General features: G+C 52.5%; 18 protein-coding genes. 8 read left to right on the top strand and 10 right to left on the bottom strand.

All coding sequences use genetic code 11. From position 1 onward, the window contains the following. Positions 1-516: a GNAT family N-acetyltransferase gene (locus tag H144_RS0100275; RefSeq protein ID WP_026350274.1), complete on the top strand. Its 516-nt coding sequence runs from the start codon at positions 1-3 to the stop codon at positions 514-516. 24 nt (positions 517-540) lie between these two features. Here H144_RS0100275 and H144_RS0100270 read toward each other — a convergent pair whose 3' ends face one another. After that, positions 541-1,764: a DegT/DnrJ/EryC1/StrS family aminotransferase gene (locus tag H144_RS0100270; protein ID WP_019940014.1), complete on the bottom strand. Its 1,224-nt coding sequence runs from the start codon at positions 1,762-1,764 to the stop codon at positions 541-543. A 156-nt stretch (positions 1,765-1,920) separates the two neighbouring features. On the opposite strand from H144_RS0100270, the gene H144_RS0100265 reads away from it, so the two are divergent. From H144_RS0100265 to H144_RS35040, 3 genes are all read left to right on the top strand, one after another. Next, positions 1,921-3,207 (top strand): hypothetical protein, encoded by a 1,287-nt coding sequence (locus H144_RS0100265; RefSeq protein ID WP_019940013.1) that lies wholly within the window; start codon positions 1,921-1,923, stop codon positions 3,205-3,207. Positions 3,208-3,286: 79 nt separating this feature from the next. Beyond that, positions 3,287-3,547 carry a nucleotidyltransferase family protein gene (locus H144_RS32930; protein WP_019940012.1) on the top strand — a complete coding sequence of 87 codons (261 nt, stop codon included), beginning with the start codon at positions 3,287-3,289 and terminating at the stop codon, positions 3,545-3,547. A 44-nt stretch (positions 3,548-3,591) separates the two neighbouring features. Then, a complete protein-coding gene (locus H144_RS35040; RefSeq protein ID WP_211220678.1) occupies positions 3,592-3,906 on the top strand; it encodes a HepT-like ribonuclease domain-containing protein in 315 nt (104 codons plus the stop codon). Positions 3,907-3,953: 47 nt separating this feature from the next. On the opposite strand, the gene H144_RS0100250 is transcribed toward H144_RS35040, so the two are convergent. From H144_RS0100250 to H144_RS0100225, 6 genes are all read right to left on the bottom strand, one after another. Beyond that, on the bottom strand, positions 3,954-5,735 hold the full coding sequence (locus tag H144_RS0100250; RefSeq protein ID WP_026350273.1) for a purple acid phosphatase family protein: 1,782 nt from the start codon (positions 5,733-5,735) through the stop codon (positions 3,954-3,956). A 48-nt stretch (positions 5,736-5,783) separates the two neighbouring features. Continuing rightward, positions 5,784-7,142 (bottom strand): PhoPQ-activated pathogenicity-related family protein, encoded by a 1,359-nt coding sequence (locus H144_RS0100245; protein ID WP_019940009.1) that lies wholly within the window; start codon positions 7,140-7,142, stop codon positions 5,784-5,786. Between the two features lie 30 nt (positions 7,143-7,172). Further along, positions 7,173-8,462 carry a hypothetical protein gene (locus tag H144_RS0100240; protein WP_026350271.1) on the bottom strand — a complete coding sequence of 430 codons (1,290 nt, stop codon included), beginning with the start codon at positions 8,460-8,462 and terminating at the stop codon, positions 7,173-7,175. A gap of 90 nt (positions 8,463-8,552) precedes the next feature. Further along, positions 8,553-10,196, bottom strand: a complete 1,644-nt coding sequence (locus H144_RS0100235; RefSeq protein ID WP_019940007.1) for a SusD/RagB family nutrient-binding outer membrane lipoprotein — start codon at positions 10,194-10,196, stop codon at positions 8,553-8,555. Positions 10,197-10,233: 37 nt separating this feature from the next. Further along, complete coding sequence (locus H144_RS0100230; protein WP_026350270.1) at positions 10,234-13,623, bottom strand: SusC/RagA family TonB-linked outer membrane protein; 3,390 nt, start codon at positions 13,621-13,623, stop codon at positions 10,234-10,236. 303 nt (positions 13,624-13,926) lie between these two features. Continuing rightward, a complete protein-coding gene (locus H144_RS0100225; RefSeq protein ID WP_019940005.1) occupies positions 13,927-14,118 on the bottom strand; it encodes a hypothetical protein in 192 nt (63 codons plus the stop codon). A gap of 276 nt (positions 14,119-14,394) precedes the next feature. Here H144_RS0100225 and H144_RS0100220 point away from each other — a divergent pair, with 276 nt between their 5' ends. The 4 genes from H144_RS0100220 to H144_RS0100205 all read left to right on the top strand — a co-directional run bounded on the left by H144_RS0100220 (position 14,395) and on the right by H144_RS0100205 (position 18,156). Then, positions 14,395-15,819: a BamA/TamA family outer membrane protein gene (locus H144_RS0100220; protein WP_026350269.1), complete on the top strand. Its 1,425-nt coding sequence runs from the start codon at positions 14,395-14,397 to the stop codon at positions 15,817-15,819. A 117-nt stretch (positions 15,820-15,936) separates the two neighbouring features. Beyond that, the gene (locus tag H144_RS0100215) at positions 15,937-16,536 is read left to right on the top strand and encodes a hypothetical protein (RefSeq protein WP_019940003.1); all 600 of its coding nucleotides are present in this window, start codon (positions 15,937-15,939) and stop codon (positions 16,534-16,536) included. 5 nt (positions 16,537-16,541) lie between these two features. Next, a complete protein-coding gene (locus H144_RS0100210) occupies positions 16,542-17,249 on the top strand; it encodes a peptidylprolyl isomerase (protein ID WP_019940002.1) in 708 nt (235 codons plus the stop codon). 1 nt (position 17,250) lies between these two features. Further along, complete coding sequence (locus H144_RS0100205) at positions 17,251-18,156, top strand: SDR family oxidoreductase (RefSeq protein WP_019940001.1); 906 nt, start codon at positions 17,251-17,253, stop codon at positions 18,154-18,156. A 415-nt stretch (positions 18,157-18,571) separates the two neighbouring features. Here the strand turns inward: H144_RS0100205 and glgP are convergent, their stop codons facing one another. The 3 genes from glgP to H144_RS0100190 all read right to left on the bottom strand — a co-directional run bounded on the left by glgP (position 18,572) and on the right by H144_RS0100190 (position 21,652). Continuing rightward, on the bottom strand, positions 18,572-20,221 hold the full coding sequence (gene glgP / locus H144_RS0100200) for an alpha-glucan family phosphorylase (RefSeq protein ID WP_019940000.1): 1,650 nt from the start codon (positions 20,219-20,221) through the stop codon (positions 18,572-18,574). 86 nt (positions 20,222-20,307) lie between these two features. Continuing rightward, positions 20,308-20,991: a hypothetical protein gene (locus H144_RS0100195; RefSeq protein WP_019939999.1), complete on the bottom strand. Its 684-nt coding sequence runs from the start codon at positions 20,989-20,991 to the stop codon at positions 20,308-20,310. Positions 20,992-21,085: 94 nt separating this feature from the next. Further along, the gene (locus H144_RS0100190) at positions 21,086-21,652 is read right to left on the bottom strand and encodes a hypothetical protein (protein WP_026350268.1); all 567 of its coding nucleotides are present in this window, start codon (positions 21,650-21,652) and stop codon (positions 21,086-21,088) included. Positions 21,653-21,832: the final 180 nt, after the last annotated feature.

The raw sequence follows: 21,832 nt of genomic DNA, 5'->3' as shown, positions 1-21,832 counted from the left end.
ATGTCAATACAACTTATCCAAGCTACCATCAACGATCTGGAAACCGTCAGACAAATCGGGATAGACACTTTTTATGAGTCATTTGCATCTGTCAATACAGAGGAAAACATGGCAAATTACCTGAAAACCGGTTTCAGTCTGGACAAAGTAGCGTCCGAACTCGGCAACCCGCATTCAGAATTCCATCTCGCCTACGAGGGCGACAAGCTGATCGGTTATCTCAAAATCAACCATGGCGCCGCGCAAAGCGAACTGAAAGACGATACCGCATTGGAAATCGAGCGCATATATGTCCTTCAAGCATGGCAGGGGCAGAAAATCGGGCAGCTTTTTTATGACAAGGCCATTGAAATCGCCCGTGCGCATGCGTACACGTATGTATGGCTGGGCGTGTGGGAGGAAAATGAAAAGGCGATCGGTTTTTATAAACGAAATGGTTTCGTGGAATTTGATAAGCACCTTTTTACGCTCGGGACCGACATTCAAACCGATATTATGATGCGCAAGGAGCTGTAAGCGGGTTGCACAGGAGGCATTCGGCTATCTGACCGCCTCCTGAATTTTTAAAATTGCGCTCGCAAAGGCTTCCATATCCTCCTGCTTTCCCAGCATGGCGTGTTGGAGAATCCAGACGGCGTCGGTATCACAGGCTTGTTCGGCCACCGGGCAATGTGTTCTTGAGTAGTTGGCCGTGTCTGGAATGGCGTAACACATCCAGGTTTTGTTCTGAAAAAGGGGCTGCTTGTACAGCGGATGCGGATAACCTTTGAAACTCGGCACGCCTTCGGCAGCGAGCATGGCCGCAAATTCTGTTTTAGGCAGTCCGCCGAATTTTGCCGCATCATATTTGAATATATAGATGTGGTACCCGTGCAATGTAATATGTTCATTGCGTTTCAGAGGGGATATTCCTTCTATTTTTCCCAACAAATCATTTAAATACAATCCATTGGCATCCCGCCGCCGGGTTTGTTCTTCCAGGCGTTTGAGTTGTTCGGTGAGCAGCACGGCCTGCATTTGGGTAATGCGGTAGTTGCAGCCGGGATTGTAATGCTCGTACCATTGCCCGCCCTCTATCCGGCCGACGTTGCGCAGGGAATGCATGGTAGCGTACAATTCATCGTCGTTAGTGATGACGATGCCGCCTTCGCCGGACGTCAGGTTTTTGGAAGACTGGAAACTGAAACTACCCACATGGCCGATGGAGCCCAGCTTTTTGCCCTTATACTCGGCACCATGCCCGTGCGCTGCGTCTTCGATCACTTTGAGGTTATGCCGCTCCGCAATACCCATGATGGCCTCCATATCGCAGGCCAACCCGCCGAAATGCACGGGAATGATCGCTTTCGTGCGCGGCGTAATGGCCGCTTCAATGGCGGCCGGGCTGATATTGTACGTGTCAGGATCGATATCGACGAACACCGGCACACAATTGCATTCGATCACCGACGACGCCGTCGTAATGAACGTGTAGGGCGGCACGATCACCTCGTCCCCCGGTTTCACCCCACATGCCATCAGCGCCAGCCGGAGCGATACCGAGCCATTCACACACGTAATGGCATATTTGCTTCCGCAATACGCGGCAAACGCCTTTTCGAAACGCTCCACCTCGTCGGCACAGTCGGGGTTGCCCCACTTGCCGCCCGCAACGATCGCCGACACGGCATTTACCTCATTTTCGTCATAAATGGGCCATGGAAAGGTCTTTTCGACGGTTTTAGGGCCGCCGTTGATCGCAAGTTGTGCCGCTCTGCTGGTCATAGGTTGGGTGTTTGCGGGATGGTGCTGACTGTCTTTTTAAACAAAATACGCGCGCGGCGCACATTCGGGCTATTTGAGATGAGCCACCGGCATTATGTAGTCTTTTTGAAGAATGCGGCAGTATTTATCCCACAAACCCTAAGCTGCATTCGGTACATGAATAACAGACAACTCGCTTACGCCCTGCTCGTCGCAGGTATTTCGCTGGGAACGGCATGGGCCATTCGAGGCCAGTTTGGTCACGAGCAGGGCGCGGCCTGGGCCGGCGGCATCGGCGGGCTCAGCATTGTGCTCATTGCCAAGCGGAAAGACTGGTACGCAAAGGCATTCCAGCTCGCGCTGGCTTCCGCGGCCGGCTGGGGCGTGGGCGGCATTATCAGCTATGGCAAAGTAGTCGGCTTCGCGCGCGGGCTGGAATTCGGGAATGTGTATTACGGGTTCCTGATGCTCTGCGTCATCGGCGGCCTGTTCGGACTGATCGGCGGCGGACTATTCGGTCTCACGCTGGCGTCCTCGCGCCAGAAACCGGTGCAATGGCCCCAGCTCCTCACCGAAATGACAGCCGGCGCGCTCATTTTCTATTATTTGCTCATCGAAGAATTCGGCTGGCTCATGACGCCCCCGCGCTCGGAAGCTTGGGCGGCATGTTTCGGAATGGCGGTGGCGTTATTCTGGCATATGATCCGCCACCAACAGCATTCAGCCATGCGGCTGGCCATTTTCGCCGGGTTCGGCGGCGGCTTCGGGTTTGCGTTCGGAAACTTTTTGCAGGTCATGGGCAGCGTTTCGGGCATTCATTTCAACTTCTGGAACGTCATGGAATACTCGATCGGCTTCTTCGGCGGCATTGGCATGGCGTACGGCACATTCACGTCCGAATGGGAGGTCACCGAAGAACAGGCCGCGCCTTCGCGAATACTTGCACCCGTCATTATCCTCACGCTGATCATTCCATTCGTTGTCTGGGACCAGTCATTCGAAACCAAAAGGCTTATCGAAACCATCCAGGGCTTCGACCCCCTCGCCGATGCGCCGGGCATAACCAATGCCGTCCAATGGGTTACATTATTGCTCGTGCCAGCCTTCGGCGCATACAGTATTTACAGGTATTATTTCAAACGAAAATCTTCCGCCGAACAGCTGGAATACAGCGGCATTCAAACATTTTTCTTCCTCGATCTGGGCCTGTACACGATTTACAGCCTGCTGATCACCGGTGCATTCATAAGCCTGTACCGCATTGAACAATACCTTTACATCCTGAACATGGTCGTTCTCGGCTTCCTCCTGACAAAAACACAAGCCACTTTCTCCCACCGCGGCCTAAACCTCAGCCGATGGGCCGTCAATTTCCTGTTCGTCATTGCCATTTTCGCCATCCTCACCGCCGTCGCGATCAGCACGCACGGGGAGTTGAACGGGGCGAACAGGCGGTTTGAGTGAGGTTTCGTTGGAAATTAATCGCCCGATCACATCGTTATTCGTAACAAAAATTTTAGATTAGTATTCTAACACAGATACAATGGACACGTTCACCGACGTCATGCAGATCTTGGAAAAGCTCAAACCGGAGCTTGCAGAAAAGTACCACGTAAGTTCTATCGGGCTATTCGGGTCAATTGTACGCGATGATTTTACTTCGGAAAGTGACGTGGAAATTCTTGTAGACTTCAATCAGCCGATCGGCATTGAATTCGTTGCATTAGCTGATTTTATCGAAAATAAGATTGGCAAAACCATTGATCTGGTTTCCAAGAAGGGTTGTCAAACCAAGGTATTTTGAGGAAATATCCCGAGAAATACGCTATGTCTAAGCGCTAGCCTTCGCTGCTGGCTCAGGATATTCTGGAAAGCGGTGCCAAAATTCTGATCTACACCGAAGATTTAACATTCGATCAGTTCGTCAATGACGACAAAACGGTTGACGCCGTCATTCGAAACTTCGAAATCATCGGCGAAGCTGCAAACCGCCTACCCGAAGAATTCCGCGATCAGCATCCCGAAATCGATTGGCACAAAATCCGGGGTTTCAGGAACAGAATCGTTCACGACTATTTTGGGATCGACTATTCCATTGTCTGGGAGATTAAGACGCATTTCCTACCGGAGCTCCTGACGCAATTGGGGAAGTTGAACCTCTGAGTTTGCTCAATCGCGGTTTCCCCAAATGCCCGGACGCTGAATCGTATCTACTTCGTAATCTTCAACTCATCCTTCACTTCTCCTTCCGGATTGAGGCATTTGTAATGCAGCGTGTTGCCTTTGATGGAAATGTGCTGGTAAAGCGGACCGTCTTTGTAACGCACCACGGCGTAACCTTCGTCAGGCCAGCGCTCCTGCTTGCCGGGGATGCTGATCGACATCAGGTAAATGGTGCCCTTAGCGGGGCTGGCCACTTCCTTGTCGTTGAACATCGGTTTCGTACGCAGGTAATAATGCATATGCCCGCTCATGACCATGTCTACGTGGTATTTGTCGAAAAGCGTGCACCATTCGCGTTTGATTTCGTCGTACGGCTCCTCGAAGTTGTAAGGAGGGAAATGGAACATCGCGAACTTCCACTTTGCTTTCGTGTTTTTCAATTGATTTTCGACCCACTCGCTTTGCTCGGGCACGGATAGCGTCGCGTCGATCATCAGGAACAATGCGTCCTGGTAGTTAAACGCGTACGTCATTTCGGAAGGCTGACCGGCCGGGCCATTCTCCGGCAGGCTGAACATTTCCTTGTACATCCACGCGCCGAGACCGTCCTGGCTGTCGTGGTTGCCGGGTACAGGCATGAGCGGCCGGGTGGTGAACGTTGGGCCGGCGTGTGCCCAGAGTTCGTCCCAATCGTCGCGGTGCAGGCCGGTGGTGACGAGGTCGCCGGCGATAGAGAAAAATGCCGCGTCAGGGTGCCTCTTGATGGATTTCTGCGCCATATTGCCCCAGATAGGTGAAAAATGCGTGTCGCCGAACCAGATGAACGAAAAGTCTTTTACCCGGTCGGAGGCCGTGTGAAACGACGACGGTACCGACCACCCCAACGCGCCGCTGCCGATCGAATATTGGTACTGCGAGCCCGGACTAAGTCCTTCGAGCCGCGCTGTGAAGCGGTTGACAAACCGGTCGTTCTGCAACAGCCGGTCTTCCATATTGAACGCCGACGCGTCCGTAAACAGCGTATCCGAACCACCTGCTTTCCAGTATTTAACCTTGCCTTTGAGCACTTTCGGGCTAGTCCGCCATTGAATGTTCACCGTCGTCGCCGGGTCGCCGCTCCATGTCAATATCGTCTGGTCGGGCTTGTCGGAAGATGGCGTGAGAGTTTTGCGGAACGCATTCACCAGGTGAGCCTCACGTGCCCGCCCGCGAACGGTCGTGAAGAGCGTCTGGCCTTTCAGCTGTTCAGGCATTTCGGTGAGCACGAGGCCATCCCAGTCGTGATAGGTGAATGCGCCGGGCTGCATGGTGCCGAGCGCGTATTGTGACGGCATTACATTCGATACCGACAGTTTCTCAGCCTTGTTCTGCGGCGCCACGCTGATGAAGTAAACGGGCCGTTCCTTGTCAAATCCATTGACCCCCAGGCCGACAGGCCCTTTATCGAAATCTTTTTGCCATACTTCGTAAGTATATTCCTCGTTGCGGACGAGCATTTTCGTCTTTTTAAATCCGCTTTTTTCCAGCCAGAACGGCGGTATCTTTTGGGCGGTATGCCGCATGAGCGACACTTTCACAGGCACATTTACTTCGAAAGTCCAGAAACGCGTGGCAAGGGTTTCCTGATCACGTTCGCTGAGTACGCTCAGAATATACGCATCCGAAATCGTGTCGAGCTGGGCCGGCGTGAGCGTCTGGTACATTTTGGTTACCAGCCGGTCCACCACCTCTTTCACCGATCGCTCCGGCTGTTCTCCTTCGTTCGCGTGAAAGCCCATCCAAAGCGGGCATAGCAAAGCCCAAAGGAGTATCTTTTTGTGTCTGATCATGGCTTTTCGAGTTTTCCCGTCGGGTATAGATACATCATTTTCAATGATTTACAGCACCGACTTATTATTCGTCAAAAACACCCGCGTACTCTCCGTATAGAGGTCGCCGGCCGGTGTTTTGTATTTCAAATCCACATAAAATGCACGAAAACCGTTAGCAGGCAAGTCCGCCGTTACTTTCACAGCGGATTTCTGACTGATACCCAAACTTTGGGCCGTCCAGGTATCATTGCGCAAATCCTGGTCAGGTGAGTTGGCCGACCACAGGATCACGTCCACCAGCGCGTCCGAAGTAGTTTTAATGTCGAGGTTTACCTTCCGGTTGCTCACCGACTGGCTCCATTTGCATTCCGTATAGGGCCGCTTGTTAATAGTCGCGCCGAAGAATGCACTCAATGCTTCCATCGCCTGCTTGCCGTCGCCGAGGTCGTGACCGGCATTCGGGACGTAATGCAGCATGTTGTTGCCGGGGATTTTGTCGAGGTAGTTTTTGATGTTATCCACAACCCAGTACTTGTCGTTCGTGCCCATAAATATCATTTTCGGCATCGTGAGCTTGGCGCGGTAGGAGAACGGGTCGATCATCGTGGTAATGGCCTGGCCATCGGGCGAGCCGGTAGATTGGGGGATACCCAGTTTCACATAATCCTCGATCTGAACACTGTAATCGCCCCAGGATTTGATCTGGTAGTCGAGGCTCACCGGCATATTCAGCACGTCGATCACCATCGGCGCGATCGCCTCCACGCGCTTGTCGCTCGCGCCCGTGAGCCAGGTCGTCCAGCCGCGTTTGGAAGCACCGGTCACAACGAATTTGTTAACGGTATGCTTCAATTCTTTTCCGGCAAACTGCTGTACGGCATCCATCGCCTTCACCGCGCTTTTGACCATCGGGAACAGCAGCGGCCAGGTGTAATCCTTGTCCTTTTTGAAGTGGTGTAATGTGTAGGAAATCAATGCATCCTCCGTCAAATCGCCGAAAAACGGCTGATTAGGCGTCTGTTTCAGCAATGCCACGATGGCCTGGTTGGTCGTGGCCACAGCCCCCAGCGACGCGTACATTTTCTCGTCCTTTTTGCTGTTCCAATTCGGGAGCTCATTCGTATTGGAACCGCCGGTGATGAATAGCAACGCGTCGTCGTGCTTGTTTTCTTTGGGGACAATGACCGTCAGTTGGTGCGTCCAGGTAAACTCCCGCCAATTCTGCGAGGTCAGCAGGATTTGGTAAAAAGTCAGGTTATCGCGCGAAAACGACTCTTTGAGCTCCCATTTGAATGTCTTATCCCCATTGCCGAGGTAGCTTTCGAGCGCGTTTTCCGGGGTAACTTTCTGCGCATTCGCCGCAATTGCTGCCAACAATACAAACAATGTGGAACGTAATACCTTGCCTGCCATTTTTAAAAACATGGTCACTCCTGATTAAGGTTAAAGATCGGTTTATTTGCCCCGCACCGGTGCGTTAGTCGCCGGCCATGGGCTGTCGCTGATTAGTTTCAATGCCTGTTCGATGTAAATTTCACCCGTCATTTCGCCGAGACTGGTACGGCTCACGTAGTCGTATCGTTTAAAACTGTTGAAATCGACTTTCGTAAGCATATAGCCGAATGCATCGTTGGTCAGCCCGAACAGGAACGGCTGCTTCGTATGCATATGCCTTTTCACATAATACCCGATATTCGGCAATGCCTCACCCGGCACCGTCAGCACCTGGGCTGTGCCGATGTTGAGCAGGTTCAGCTGCGTGACAATGCGGTTCTCGCTGGCCATTTCATTTTTTATCGGTGATTTTTGCAGGATAAAACGCATAATCTCCGAATCTACCGGAAACTCAAACCTGCGGGAAACGCAATACAAATCCGGATCTTCCTGCACGGCGGCATCGCGCACGATCCGCAAAGCCTCGTCGGCCAGGAGCTCGCCAATGCGCTTGCATTCGTTCCAGTCGTTGGCTTCCTTGCCGTTTTCCGTTCGGTTATCGGCAGTTACCATGCCGCCCTGCGCGCCATTCATAAAAATCGCTACGCCCCCGGCCTGCGCCTCGATGCGGTCGTACAATGGTCCGCAGAGATCGGGGCTGAGGATGCCCTTGCCGGAGCCGATCACTTCGGGGTGTATCGCATAATTGACTAATGTCGCAATGGTTTTACCTTTGTTGGCGCCCTCAGATGCCACGGCCTGCATCACCCCGCAGCGCGGGTCGTACAGCTGATCGGCGTAGTAGTTGTACGCGATTTTGCCCTTCGCATCGCCCACGGCTATTTTCAGAGAAGCGTCTTCCAGCTTGCCTGTCGCCTCGTTTACCGCATCGGCGATGAGCTGCACGCAGCTGTCGAGGTAGGCGAGGTCGGCAAACGACTCGCCTTTCTCATTGGGGAACCCATACGCGTCGGGCCCGCTATGGGTGTGCGTGGCACCTATGAGCACATTTTCGGGCGGAATGCCTCTGATCAATTTCCGCGATTTGTTGCCCAATGCCGCCGGCCAGCCCAGATTATCCACATTCACAATGGCAATCCGAACGCCGCCTTTTTCCATGACAAATGCCCTTGCATATAGTTCTCCGGCTTTCTGCGTGGCTTTTTTTGGTGTACCAATGCCGCCCGAAACCGGCAGTAACGGGTCGGGCGTGATCACCCGCACCGCCGCTGCGGCCCGGAAATGCTGCCCCATTGCCCATTGACATACGCAGAGGAAAGCACAGCAAAGTAAGATAGCCCACGTTTTCATGCACGAACGGTTTACGTAGAAAACTAAACCGGAACTGCGGCAGCATACCAGCAGTCCCGGTTTTAAATACTCACCTTAAACAAAATATGACTACCACGGCTTGCCGGTTCCTTGTACCAGCCATTGTTTCGACCACGGGCTGTTGCCGCCGTCGGCTTGCGAGTAGCTGGTCAGTTCCAGCTTGCTCACGGCTACGCCTGCATTGGCCTTGTTAATACGCAATTCGTCCTGCATATAATAGAAACGCAGGGGCAACACTTCCCTTTTCGCTGCCGGGCCGGCCTTCAATGCGGGTAAGCCGGTGCGGCGGAAATCGAACCACGCTTCGGTGGCGGCCGTCCAGCCGGCGATCCATTTCTGCTCGATGATCTGTTTCAATGTGTTATCGAATGCGACGCCCGGGGTGGCCATGTAAGCGGCATATTTGTCGCCTACCGTCCAGGTTTCCATCGATGCCTTTACCCCTGCTTCGTAACGGGCTTTGGCGGCGCCTGTCGCCCAGCCTTTCAATGCGGCTTCGGCGAGGATGAAGTTCACTTCGGCGGCCGAAATGAGGCGGGCGCGCAGCAATGGCCCCTTGGCAGCTTTGTAAATGCTGTTCAGGAACGATACGTGCGGGTTGTACGAGGTTTGTCCTGGCGTAGGGTTGAGGTTATAGGCCGAGGGCAATGCCGAAAAGCTTGGCGGCAAACCCACATATTCCGGGTCGGTGTCGATTTGCGTTTTACCAACCTTATCGGGTGAAAGAATGCGCTTGCCGTCCACGATTTTGTCCGTTCCGGCAGGCTGCGTGGCGTCCACCACGAGCGGTATCTCCACTTTATTAGCCCAGATTCCCAACCGCGGGTCTTTCAGAGTTTGCAGCCTCTCCACGAAAGTCGCACACATTTTAATGCGGCGGTAGTTGCTTCCGCTGGCGTCGGTTACGGCGTTGGCAGGCCAGGAATCGGCCTCGCTGTTACCCGGGAAGCCCATGGTGGCATCATCCGCATTCGTGGTAATGATCGGATACTGGGCCGCATTGGCTACGATTTTTTCGATGCCCGCCTTAGCCACGTCGGGTTGCTTGGCCGACAGCCGCATATAGTAACGGAGCATTAGCGAGTTAGCCATTTTGCGCCATTTTGCGGGATCTCCGCCGTAAAAAACGTCTACATTGTCCACAATACCCTCGTAATCGGCTTTGGATTTGGAAAGCAATGTATTGGCCTTTTCGAGATCGGCGATAATGCCTGCATAAATCTTGTCCTGCGTGTCGAATGCGGGCAAAATGTCGGACGTCGAGCCTGCTTCGCCCTTCAATGCATTCGTGTAAGGCGCATCGCCCCACAGGTCGGTAATGAGGCCGAACATGAACGATTTCATGACCAGCGACACGCCCTGGTGGAACTCGAAATTGGTCTGCACCGCACGGGTATATACGAGGTCGTTGTTGCGCAGCACGTCGTAGTAAGCGTTCCAGCTCTGGTCGCCGCCCCAATCGTAATCGTTATGCCCGCTCGACCAGGCGTCTTTCTGCGTATGCTGCACCACGCCGGCAATGTCCTGGTAGCCCAGGTTCACGTACAATTTCGCAGCTTCGGTGAGCACGGTCGGCAGCACCAGGTTCGGGTTTACGCTCTCGGGCGCTACGCCGTTGGGGTTTTCATTGAGCTCCGTCAGGTCTTTGCAGGAGAATACCAGGCATGCCAGCAGCAGCGGTATCACAATGAACTTTTTAGTAAGATTTTTCATGAGTTTATTTATATTAAATAGACTATGTTATTTCAAATCAGAATGTTAACCCAAGCTTGAAGCCGATCGGGATCACCCAGGGCGTCACGTTATACCGCTCGATACCCTGCTTGAACTGGGTACCGGCCTGTGCCCCAGACTCCTGCTGGAATGCCTGTTCGGGATCGATACCGATTTTAGCTTTCGTCCAAAGGATGATGTTGCGGCTGTAAACGGCTACGTTGGCATTCTGCAAACCGATCCTTTTCACGAAGGCGGCGGGAAGATCGTATCCGAGCGAAATCTCGCGCAGCTTCACGAACGAGGCATCGAATGTTGCTGCGCGGGTAAAGCTCCACGGATAGTTGTCGCCGTACGGAATGTACTTCGTGCCCGGGCCGCCGAGGTTTTCCTTGTAGCCGGTGATTTCGCCTGCCTCGTTGTATTCGGCGATCACACCGGGGTTGAACACCGCATAGTCGTACGTATTGCCGCCGTACTCAAACGGGAAGCCGCCATACTCCTTCGTAGGGCCGCCCACGATCGGAAAGTTGTTGCCGCGGATAATGACTTTATCGTTGTTAACGAGGTAATTGCGCAGCTGGTCGCCCGTCATCCCGTTCGGGTTAATGAGGTTATCCAGGAAGCGCTGCGATTTCAGGTCGGATTCGCCGTAGCGGTAAGTTTGCGATACGAAATCACCGCCCTGGCGCCAGTCGAACGACATATTGAGGCTGAAACCCTTGTAGGACAGCGAGGTTTGGAGGCCCATGATGAAATCAGGGTTGAAATTACCGATCTTGTTGCGGGTGTTCGAAGCAGAAATGCTTTGCCACGAGCCGTCGTCGTCGAGGATCGGGTAGCCGTAGTAAGGCGAGTTTTTGTCCTTCACCGTCACGATCTCAGAGTCGTAAATATCGCCGATCTTGTCTCCCACGTACGTCCATGCCCCGCCTTTCGCGTCGGTCCATAAGGTGTAGAAATCCAGCCCGTCCGAGAGCGATTTGATCGTCGTGCGGTTCCGCGACCAGTTGGCATTGATATCCCAGCGCCAGCCGTTCTTGTCGACCGGCGTTCCGCCCAGCGTCAGTTCGAGGCCCTTGCTCACGAGCAAGCCCGCATTGATATTTTTCGAAGTAAAACCACTTGATCCCGGCAGCTTGGTCGGGATGATCTGGTTGCGGTTTTCAACCTGGTAATAGGTCGCAGCAAACCGGACGCGGTTATGGTACAGGTTCAGGTCGATGCCGTATTCGTAAGAGGTCGCGATCTCCGGTTTGAGGTCGGGAAGCAAAATTTGCCCCGATTTCGACAGGCGTGTAATGCCGTCCCAGGCCCCTGCATTGCCCAATGTGGCGAGCAAGCTGTACGGGTTCGTGTCGTTACCCACCTGCGCCCAGCCGCCGCGTACTTTCAGGAGGCTGATCTGATTGTTCATCTGGAACATTTCATTGAGCAGCACGCTCAGCGACGCCGATGGATAGAAGTACGAGCGGTTCGCTTTCGGCAAGGTGCTCGACCAGTCGTTCCGGGCGGTAAGGTCGAGGTAAATCATGTCTTTGAAACCGAGGTTTGCCAATCCGTAGACGCTGAACACCGCTTTTTCATACAATGCCGAGCTGTAATTAAGGTTAGCCGGCGCAATGTTCGACATCGTGTACAGGCCCGGAATGATCAGTCCCGTTCCGTTTTTGGTCGACGAATTCACATCGGAATTTTTCTGGTAACGCGTGTTGCCACCGCCGGAAATCGAGAAGTTGAACTGATTAATGTCGCGTTTGTAGGTCAAAAGGAAGTCGGCATTGCGTTCGAAGCGTGCCAGGTTAATTTTTCCGTAACCGCCGCGACTGTCGTTGGTGTAGCTGTTCCCGATTTTCGTTTCGCGGTCTTCGCGGTAGGTATCGAGCGCATACCGGCCCATTAAGCTCAAATGCGGGGTGATCTGCCAGTCGGCCTTCACGTTCCCGAACACCCGGTCGCGCACGAAGCTGTTATTGACCTCATAAGCCAGGAACCATGGGTTATTATAGTCGCCGGGGCCTTGCGAGAGCTGCTGCAATCCCTCCTGTCCCGGCACCCAGTAGTTGCGCAGGTCGCGGATGTCGATGTGCGGTGATACGGCGTAGGCCCATTGCAACGGGTTGGTTCCGCGGTTGGTAGCAGGCCGGTTGTTCGAGTTGTTCCGGCTGAAATCCACGTTGGTGCTCACGGTAACCTTCTTGCTCAGCTTTACCGAAGAGTTGATATTGAAAGAGTTGCGGAACAAATCCGAGTTCGGGATAATGCCTCGGTTCGACATGTTGGAGTACGATAAACGGTACGTCACGAGTTCGGTGCTGTTGGCAATCGAGACGCCGTTCGTGGTGGTAATGCCTGTGCGGACGAAATTTTTCACATTATCCGGGTGCGAAACGAGCTCGGTTGGGACCGGGTTGCCGTTGGCGTCTTTCGGGCTGTTCCATTGCACGGCCTTGTAGCCTTTGTCCAGTTCCGGGCCCACGCCGCCGGCAGAGCCCTCGTCGATGATCAGCACGCCGCCGGGGTAAGGATTATTGTCCGGCGTAAATGGCAGGATACCCGTCGCGAACTTGTGGTGCATGTTCAGGTATTTGTAGGGTTTGTCAAAAACCGTATTGGAATTGACCGAAACCGTCATTTTCTTCGATTTGCTACCGCTTTTGGTCGTAATGAGCACCACCCCGTGGCCGGCGCGCGAGCCATACAATGCCGCAGCGTTCGGGCCTTTCAGGATCGATACGCTTTCCACATCGTCGGGGTTAATGCTCGAAATGGCGTTACCATAGTCGACGCGGTTGTCGTTACCGATCTGGCTGACGTTGTTGAGCGTGTTGGCAATGGGCACACCGTCCACGACAAACAGCGGCTGGTTGTCGTTACTGAGCGAGGTGGCACCGCGGATGATCATGCTTACGGACGACCCCGTGCCGCCGGTAGAGCTGATCGTTACGCCCGGAACGCGGCCGGAAAGCGAGTTGAGCACGTTTTCCTGCGCCACGCGGCTGATATCCTTACCGTCCACCTCCGTGATCGCATACCCGAGCGAGCGCTTCTCGCGCGAAAGGCCCAAAGCCGTAACCACAGTTTCGTTCAGCGTTTCAGCCCCTTCCGCCAGCACGACGTTGATGACCGACTCATTCCCCACGGTAACTTCCTGTGTTTCATGCCCGATATAGGAAAATACCAGTACCGGCCGCGTCGATTCATTCACATTGATCGAGAACGCGCCTTCCGCGTCCGACGACGTTCCGACCTGTGTGCCCTTCACGATAATGCTCACGCCGGGCAATGCGGCGCCGTCTATTTTGGAAGTAACCTTCCCTTTGATGGTCTTGTCGAGCTTCGCCGCGAATGCGGGAATAGCGAGGAGTGCAGCCGCGAAAATGCTTAGGAGCAACCTTCGCAGGCTAACGGTAGAGTTTGGATGCATAGTTTTCAAGTTTAAGGTGATAGTCACTATTCATGATACTGAAAAACAATTAGTTATGTTAAAAATGAAAGCATAGGGGAAGCTTATATAATCTGTGTCTGAGATTACTGGGGGCATTTTAAACATGTACCAGGTGAGTAGCGGAATCACCTCCCGGATTTTACCCCGGAAGGAAACTTTGAAATCCTGATGACATTACTGAGGCCGTTGTTTTTTGGACTATTGAGCAGTGTTAACTTTTAGTGATTTCCGAACAAACACAATGATAGAGGAGGATGAGTCGTGGTATTTTCAGCAATTCAGTTATTTCGGTTCGGCACCGTTGTCGGGCCGGTTTTCATTCAGGAGGCGGTTAAAGTAGATTTCGAGGGCGTCGGCGTAGGCTTTCCGCTCCTCTTCATCGGTAATCCCCGCGAGTAATTCCGCCAGCTCCCCTTCGGATATTTTATTGCCGATCAGCTTGTTAATCAATTTTTCCGCCCGGGAGAATGACATGGTGTTAGTTAGTTTTGGTATGTGAACAGGATACTGGCCGTTTTTCATAAAAGGCTACTCGTTCCGACAGGTTTTTTCACAACTATTTACTCCTTTTTTCCAAAGCGGGCCGAGGCCGATATTTCCGATTTACGTAAACCGGTGAAAAATCGAAATGATCCGGAAGCCAATTTCTGTTGACGGAATGTTGCCATTCATCGCGAACCCCTATTTTTGTTAAAATTTTATCATATTAACAGGAAGTATCGTTTCTATACCGAAACCGGGCTGTGAAGAATGAACCCTAAGAAGTGCTGTCAGGAGATTTACTTTCTGCTTTTAATACTATTGCTTTTCCATCATGCCTCTGCGCAGACGGTCGTGCCCGATAGCGCGGGCCATGTGGTGGTGGGAGATATTACCGTAGAAGGTAACCACCGCACGCGCACAAGCATTATCATGCGCGAAATGGCCATCCGCCGCGACGATACGCTCTCTACCGAATCCCTGAAAGAGAAACTTGAAATCGACCGCAGGAAAGTCGTTAATACCAACTTATTTGTTACCGTAGACCTGCTCACGAAGCCCAATCCCGACTCCGTCCACACCGATATCCGCATCGTCGTGAAGGAGCGCTGGTACTTCATTATGCTGCCCGTCTTCCAGCTCGCCGACCGGAATTTCAACGAATGGTGGTACGAGCGTAAGCGCGATTTGTCGCGCACGACTTACGGCGTATACCTGAGCTACGGTAATGTCACCGGCCGCGCCGACAAGCTCCGTTTCCTGGCCGAGTTCGGGTTCATCCCCAAGTTCGAGCTGGCTTACACATTACCTTACATTGATAAAGCCCAGAAAACCGGCATTACCGTCGGCACGTCATATTCCATTAATAAAAATACGGCGTTCAGGACCTGGCGCGACAAGCTGCAATACCTGAACAGCGAGGATATTAACCGCCGGCGCTTTTACACGTATGTGAGCGTGACGCGGCGCAACAAATATTACACATTCCACTCCCTCGACCTCCGGTGGAGCTATACGAGCATTTCCGACACCATTGCCCGGCTTAACCCCAATTACCTGCTCGATGGGGATAAACGGCAACGCTATTTCCAGCTCACCTACACGTACAGCTACGACAAGCGCGACAATGCCCAATACGCTTTACAGGGCCAGACGGCGGGTGTACAGATTTCCAAAACCGGCCTCCTGCCAACGGACGACGTGAACACGCTGTACCTCTACGGCTCGTACCGCAAATTCATACCGCTGGGTAAACGGTGGTTTTTCAATACCAATGTCCGCGGCCGGCTTTCATTCCCGAAAAGGCAGCCCTACACGCAGACGGTCGGCCTGGGTTACCGCAACGACCTCGTGCGCGGGTACGAGCTGTATGTGGTAGACGGCCAGGATTACGGACTGATCAAAAACGAATTGAAATACAGGCTGTTCTCGGTCCAGAAGCACTTGTCGTTCATTCCCGTGCGGCAGTTCAACACGATCCCGCTCGCGGCGTACATTAATACCTTTGCGGATGCAGGTTATGTTAAAAACAGTTATCCCGAGTTCAGCAACACGCGGCTTGGCAACTCGATGCTGTACGGCGCAGGCGCGGGGCTGGATATTGTGACCTTCTACAATATCGTCGCACGGTTCAACATCACGCTCAACGGCGAGGGCGAACGGCGGTTCTTTTTCAATCTTTCGAGAGAATTCTGAGGTCATTTTTGAAAGTGATAAATATGTATATATTGCAAAAGGGCGCCATCGAATTAGTTACAGGGCACGATAATTTCTCAACTACATTTTAAACCGGATGGTATAACCTCTACACTTATGAAGACGCTGAAAAACGGGGCTGCAATCCTTACATTGGCCATTATAGCCGTGGCTTGCGACACCAAGACGAACGAAAAGACCGAAACGGCAACAGCGGACTCCGTTGCCCTGCACGAGCCCGCGCCCGCAGACCTGAACAGTGATCAGTCGGCATTGCTGAAAACGATCCTCGGCCCGCCCGAGCAAAGTCCGGCAGGCACGATTTTAAGGGGTATTGCATTTGGCGACCCGATCGCCAAGGTGAAAGCGACCGAGACATTCGAAATGTTCGAAGAAACGCCCGACCATTTGGGCTACACCTCGGAAACCGCCCAGCTGGAAACGATCGACGTCCAGTATTTCCTGACGACGGACAAGAAGGTGAACAAGATCACAATCGACGTATACCTGAACAGTCCGAATGCGACGAAACAGCTCTGGAATGCCAGCAAACAGTATTTTAGCAAAGCCTATTCCGCCCCGAAAGAGGAATCCAAAAAGTTGACCTGGAACAACAAAACGATCCGCATCAATATGGAGGATGTCTCGGAAGGAAAGGATTACGGCCTTAAACTTCAATTCTTCCCGGCCGACAAGAACGTGTTGGCCGCTAAATAACACCTATGAAAACCAAAAGATCGATTATTCTGGGCGTACTTTGCCTGATCGCCGTTTCAGTTTCCGCCCAGAAAAAGTCTAAAAAAGACGAAGTAGTGACCATTGAAACCACCCAGGGCACAATGCGCTTCATCCTTTTTGACGAAACCCCTAAACACAAAGCGAACTTTATCAAACTCGCCAAAGACAAGTTCTACAACGGGCTGCTTTTCCACCGTGTGATCGACGACTTCATGATCCAGGGCGGCGACCCGGAATCCCGCAATGCCAAGCCCGACGCCATACTCGGCCGTGGCGACAACGGCTATAAAGTACCAGCCGAATTTAACGGGAAGCTCTTCCATCAAAAGGGCGCATTAGCCGCTGCGCGCGACAATAACCCCGCGAAGGAATCGAGCGGATGCCAGTTTTACATTGTGGAAGGCCGCAAATGGAGCAAGGCGGACCTGGAAAAACAATCGGCCCGCGCCGCCCGCAAACTGACCGACGCACAGAAAAAAGTATATGAAACCCTAGGCGGTACGCCGCACCTCGACGGCGCGTATACCGTGTTCGGGCAACTGATCGACGGCATGGACGTGATCGATAAAATCGCTTCGGTGGATAAGGACGAGCGCGATCGTCCCGAGAAGGACGTTGCGATGAAAGTGTCGGTCAAAAAGATGAAAAAGAAGAAGATCACCCGCAAATACGGCTGGAAATACGAGGCTTAAATTGGAAAAGAAGAAGATCCTGATCACCGGCTCCAACGGCTTGCTGGGGCAGAAACTGGTGGAACTGCTGGTGACGAAGCCGCACATCGATACCATCGCCACGGCCCGCGGCGGGAACCGCCTGCCGTTCAGCAACGGCTACCGGTATATTGAAATGGACATTACCGACCCGCAAGCCGTAGACCGCGTGTTCGGTGCCGAACGCCCGGACGTGGTCATCCACACCGCCGCCATGACGAACGTGGACCAGTGCGAGGCGGAAAAAGATGCCTGCTGGAAGCTGAATGTAACTGCGACTGAAACACTCATCGCTGCCTGCGCGAAGCACAAGACGTTTTTAGAACTCGTTTCCACCGACTTTATTTTCGACGGAACTTCGGGGCCTTATCGCGAAGACGACGAGCCCAATCCGATCAGTTTTTACGGTTGGAGCAAATTTGCGGCTGAAAAAGCGGTGGTATCGTCCAGTATCGAATGGGCCATTGCGCGTACTGTGCTCGTGTACGGGATCGCGCACGACATGAGCCGGAGCAACATTATACTTTGGGTCAAAAAATCGCTGGACGAGGGGAAGGCGATCAAGGTCGTGACGGACCAGTTTCGCACGCCTACTTTGGCCGAAGACCTTGCATTGGGCTGCTACCTCATCGCCGACCAGCAAGCCAAAGGCATTTACCACATCTCCGGCAAGGATTTCCTGACGCCCTACGAAATGGCGCTCGCCGCTGCGGATTATTTCGGACTGGACGCGTCCTTGATTTCTCCAACCGATGCCTCAGCCTTTAGTCAACCCGCGCGCAGACCTCCGCGTACGGGATTTGACCTTTCCAAATCGCGGGAAGTGCTCGGCTACGAGCCGCATTCTTTTCGGGAAGGGATTGAGATTTTGGCAGGGCAAATATTTTAATGCCACGAAGGCACGAATCAGCACATAGACATTCGTGCCAATTCGTGCCTTCGTGGCATAGTAACTATCCCAATACTCTCGCAAGATTCAGCCTAAGCCCTGCAAATACGGGTTCTCCTGAAAGCCAAATATCGAGGCTTGAATACTCAATAACAGGCCGTTCAGGCTCATAAACATATGCTTTACTGGCATACTTGTCTATCAGCCAGAAATTCGTCCTCGCTCATGATATCTCCTACAATGAATGTAACAGGCGTGTCCATAACTTAACGATGTCTTGGGAAGTCTTTCAATAATATGGTTAAATGTAACAAGTTTGCTTCTAACGCTCGACAGTGGCAGACCATTAATTCCCAGGCATACATTCCCGTTGAATTAACGGTAAGCCACGCCGCGTCAGTTGCCTTTTTACCTATTAACTGTACAACGACTCATAATACTCCCGCGCCATGCGGTCGGAATTGAACGGCTCGGAAACGTCGTTCATGCTGTTCAGCGTCATCTCCTGCCATTTCTCGGGCGCGTTGTAATAGGTCGGTATAACGGAGCGCTCGAGCGTTTCCATCAGGTTGTCGCAGTCCTGCTTGTTGATATCTTCGCCTTTGGCTACTGGCAAGAGAAATGCATTATGCCCGTCTTTCGCGAATTCGCATATCCAGCCGTCGAATGTCGAAAGGTTCAATGCGGCGTTCATCGCGGCGGTCATGCCGCTGGTGCCGGACGCTTCGCGGGTGACGACCGGCGTGTTGAGCCAGACGTCGGCGCCGTCTTTCAGGAGTTTGGACAATGCGAGTTCGTACCCCGTGAGTACCGCCATGTTCGGGAACAAATGGCTGAGGTAAAACAGGTGGTTGAATGTACCCACAGCGCCCTCGTCTTTCGGGTAGGGCTTCCCTGCCCAGATCACCTGTACGGGCTGTTCCGTATTGGCCATGATGCGTTTGAAACGTTCAATATCCCACACGAGCATATCGGGCCGTTTGTAGGCGGCGAACCTGCGCGCCCACACGATGGTGAGCACATCCGGATCGAAAAGTTTGCCGCTTTGGTCGGCCACGGTTTTGAACAATACCTTTTTCAATTCCTTCTTCCGCGCGACAATCGTGTCGATGTCTTTGTCGAGCCGGGCTTTTTCCAGCACGGGGTCCACCCAGTAGGCATTGTTCTGCGCATTGGTAATATGGCCTATCGGCGCGATTTTGGGATGCGTTTTCCACATTTTCCGCGACACTTCCCCGTGCAGTTTCGATACGCCGTTCGCCTTGTGGCTCAGGCTCAATGCTGCCAGCGAATGGTTGAAAACACCGTCGCGGATGCCGCTGATCTTACGGACGGTTTCGAGGTCGATGCCGGAGAAGAAACCAAGTTTGTCGAGAAAATGAATGTCGTGCTTCTCATTACCGGCTTCCTCCGGCGTGTGGGTCGTGAAAACGACCTTTTTCTGTACCTCGGCGACTTTCTGATATTTTTTATACAAATGAAAAAGTGCAGATACCGCATGCGCTTCATTCAAGTGGTATACTTCCGGCTCGTACTGCAATGCTTCCAGCAGGCGCGCGCCGCCGATGCCGAGCACCATGCATTGCGCCACTTTATAGGTTACATCCGAATCGTACAATGAATAGCTGATCGCACGTGTCGATTCGTCATTGCCGTCCGTGTCGGTCGTTAGCAGGAAGAGTGGCGCCGAGCCGAATGTCTCGGGAGCCAGGTAATAGGCGGCGACCCACACGTTTTTCCCCATCATGGGAATCTGGAACCGGATTTGGGTATCGACGAGATACGAGTACATTTTCTCATGGAATTCGGGCACCATACTGCCGTCCTTATTACGGCCCTGGTCGTAATACCCGTATTTCCAGAGCATTCCAATGCCAATCAGGTTCTGTTTGAGTGCGTACACGCTCCGCATATGGGAGCCTGCGAGGAAACCCAGGCCGCCGGAGTAGATTTTTAACGCCTGGTCGACGGCGAATTCCATCGAAAAGTAGGCGACTGATTTCTGGTATTTTTTATCCGCGGTAAACGGGTGTTGGTAGGGCAAAGAGAAAGTTTGATGTGACATCAGAAGCAATTTTGGTGAAAGAAAAAAACTGCATAAAAAACCCGGCCTATCGAAGAAAGCCGGGTGTAAAATCTACATTAACAATGCTATTTGCCGAAAAGACGCGCCCAGAAGCCCTTCGCCTTTGTTTTCGTCTCTACGACCTTCTCCGAGGCCTCTTCTTTCAATTCCGCGATTTCCTCTGCCGCTTTCGCTTTCAGTTCGGCCGCTTTGGCCTGTGCTTCTGCGAGTTTTTCCTTCGCGTCTTCCACGGCTTCGGCTGCGTCTTCTTTCAAGTCCTCATATTTGTCGGTCGCAGCTTCTTTAATATCGTCGAATTTCTCGGCGGCGGCTTCCTTGATGTCCTCAAACTTATCCGTCGCGGCCTCTTTCAGGTCTTCGAACTTTTCTGTGGCGGCCCCGGTAATACCGGCCAATGTCGCCGCGAAGCCCGATTTGGCCTCTTCCGCTTTCTCCTCGATCACCGCTTCCGCTTGCGTGGTTTTTGTTTCGGCCTGGGCTTTGAGGTCGTCCAGTGTTTCATAGACTTCCGTTTTAATGCCGTCCGCCGTTTCCGCGGCTGCCTCTGTGACTTCTTCTACCTTGGTTTCGGCTTTGGTTTCCAGCTCAGCCGCCTCTTCTTTCACTACATCCTTAGCCTCATCCTTGATTCCCAGCACCTCTTCCACGATTTCATCTTTGGCTTCATCTGTAGTGGTTTTGAGCTCTTCAACTTTATTTTCCAGTGATTCTTTTGCATCTCCTGGTTTAGGTTCGGTATTCTCGGCCATGGGAACTGTGGTTTTAAGGTGGGACAGTTGTTTCGATGAAAGCGTAAGCTACAAATGTCTTGCCAAGGTTCCAAGCAGCACACAAAGCTTTATGCTAGGTTAACCGTCTAACCATCAAATTTTTAACCAACTCATAAAACGGCTCCGGCTGCAAGGTACGCCAGTTGTTCAGGTGCAGCGTACCACCGAAATTGATATAGTAGTCGAGTCGGTACTTCTTCCATTGCTCTTCCACATGCTCGCGGAAACTGACCGCCGCGATCCAGCCATCCTCCACATCGTCGAACCATTCGGCGTAGTAATCGTCCTCGGCGCCGTGGAAATCGAGCACGTTTTCGCCCAGCAGTATGAACTGGTTAATGCCCTGGCCCACGAGCGGGTCTACGACCTGCCGTTTGAAAAACATAATGTCGTTGTGCAGCGTGTCGTTCCATTCGCCGAACATTTCGATGATCACAAAACGCTTGTTATAATCCGCAAAAAGGATTTTTACATACAGCGTCTCCGACCCGATGTGGTCCCAGAGCGGGTGTATATAATAGCCGTAGATCGCATTTTCATAATAATCCAGGTTATAGGTGCGGCCGTAAAATGGCGAACGCTCGTCGTGGCTCGCTACATAATGCTTTTCCCAGTTGTAATAGGGCTCTATCTCCTGCATGGCAACTTTTTGAATAGAATGAAAGACGAATACAAATGAAAACAGAAAAGGCTTGCCTGATGCTACCAAGCTATCAAATGCATTAAATTATTGTTCCGAAAAAAATCATTATTTGGACTTAATATAAATAGTGTTGTAGCTTTGCGCTGTTTCAAGTTTCACCACCAAGTTGACCCATTT

The sequence above is a fragment of the Dyadobacter beijingensis DSM 21582 genome (assembly GCF_000382205.1).
GTDB lineage: Bacteria > Bacteroidota > Bacteroidia > Cytophagales > Spirosomataceae > Dyadobacter > Dyadobacter beijingensis.
The sequence above is the reverse complement of the archived record's forward strand: the minus strand, read 5'-3'. Positions and strand labels throughout refer to the sequence as shown.

Bases quoted from the DNA above. Each gene is read 5' to 3' on its own strand.
- H144_RS0100235 (WP_019940007.1), bottom strand. From the start codon at position 10,196: ATGAAAAATCTTACTAAAAAGTTCATTGTGATACCGCTGCTGCTGGCA.
- H144_RS0100215 (WP_019940003.1), top strand. From the start codon at position 15,937: ATGAAGACGCTGAAAAACGGGGCTGCAATCCTTACATTGGCCATTATA.
- H144_RS0100275 (WP_026350274.1), top strand. From the start codon at position 1: ATGTCAATACAACTTATCCAAGCTACCATCAACGATCTGGAAACCGTC.
- H144_RS0100225 (WP_019940005.1), bottom strand. From the start codon at position 14,118: ATGTCATTCTCCCGGGCGGAAAAATTGATTAACAAGCTGATCGGCAAT.
- H144_RS0100230 (WP_026350270.1), bottom strand. From the start codon at position 13,623: ATGCATCCAAACTCTACCGTTAGCCTGCGAAGGTTGCTCCTAAGCATT.
- H144_RS0100210 (WP_019940002.1), top strand. From the start codon at position 16,542: ATGAAAACCAAAAGATCGATTATTCTGGGCGTACTTTGCCTGATCGCC.
- H144_RS0100265 (WP_019940013.1), top strand. From the start codon at position 1,921: ATGAATAACAGACAACTCGCTTACGCCCTGCTCGTCGCAGGTATTTCG.
- H144_RS0100195 (WP_019939999.1), bottom strand. From the start codon at position 20,991: ATGGCCGAGAATACCGAACCTAAACCAGGAGATGCAAAAGAATCACTG.
- H144_RS0100245 (WP_019940009.1), bottom strand. From the start codon at position 7,142: ATGTTTTTAAAAATGGCAGGCAAGGTATTACGTTCCACATTGTTTGTA.
- H144_RS0100270 (WP_019940014.1), bottom strand. From the start codon at position 1,764: ATGACCAGCAGAGCGGCACAACTTGCGATCAACGGCGGCCCTAAAACC.
- H144_RS0100240 (WP_026350271.1), bottom strand. From the start codon at position 8,462: ATGAAAACGTGGGCTATCTTACTTTGCTGTGCTTTCCTCTGCGTATGT.
- H144_RS0100190 (WP_026350268.1), bottom strand. From the start codon at position 21,652: ATGCAGGAGATAGAGCCCTATTACAACTGGGAAAAGCATTATGTAGCG.
- glgP (WP_019940000.1), bottom strand. From the start codon at position 20,221: ATGTCACATCAAACTTTCTCTTTGCCCTACCAACACCCGTTTACCGCG.
- H144_RS32930 (WP_019940012.1), top strand. From the start codon at position 3,287: ATGGACACGTTCACCGACGTCATGCAGATCTTGGAAAAGCTCAAACCG.
- H144_RS0100250 (WP_026350273.1), bottom strand. From the start codon at position 5,735: ATGATCAGACACAAAAAGATACTCCTTTGGGCTTTGCTATGCCCGCTT.
- H144_RS0100220 (WP_026350269.1), top strand. From the start codon at position 14,395: ATGAACCCTAAGAAGTGCTGTCAGGAGATTTACTTTCTGCTTTTAATA.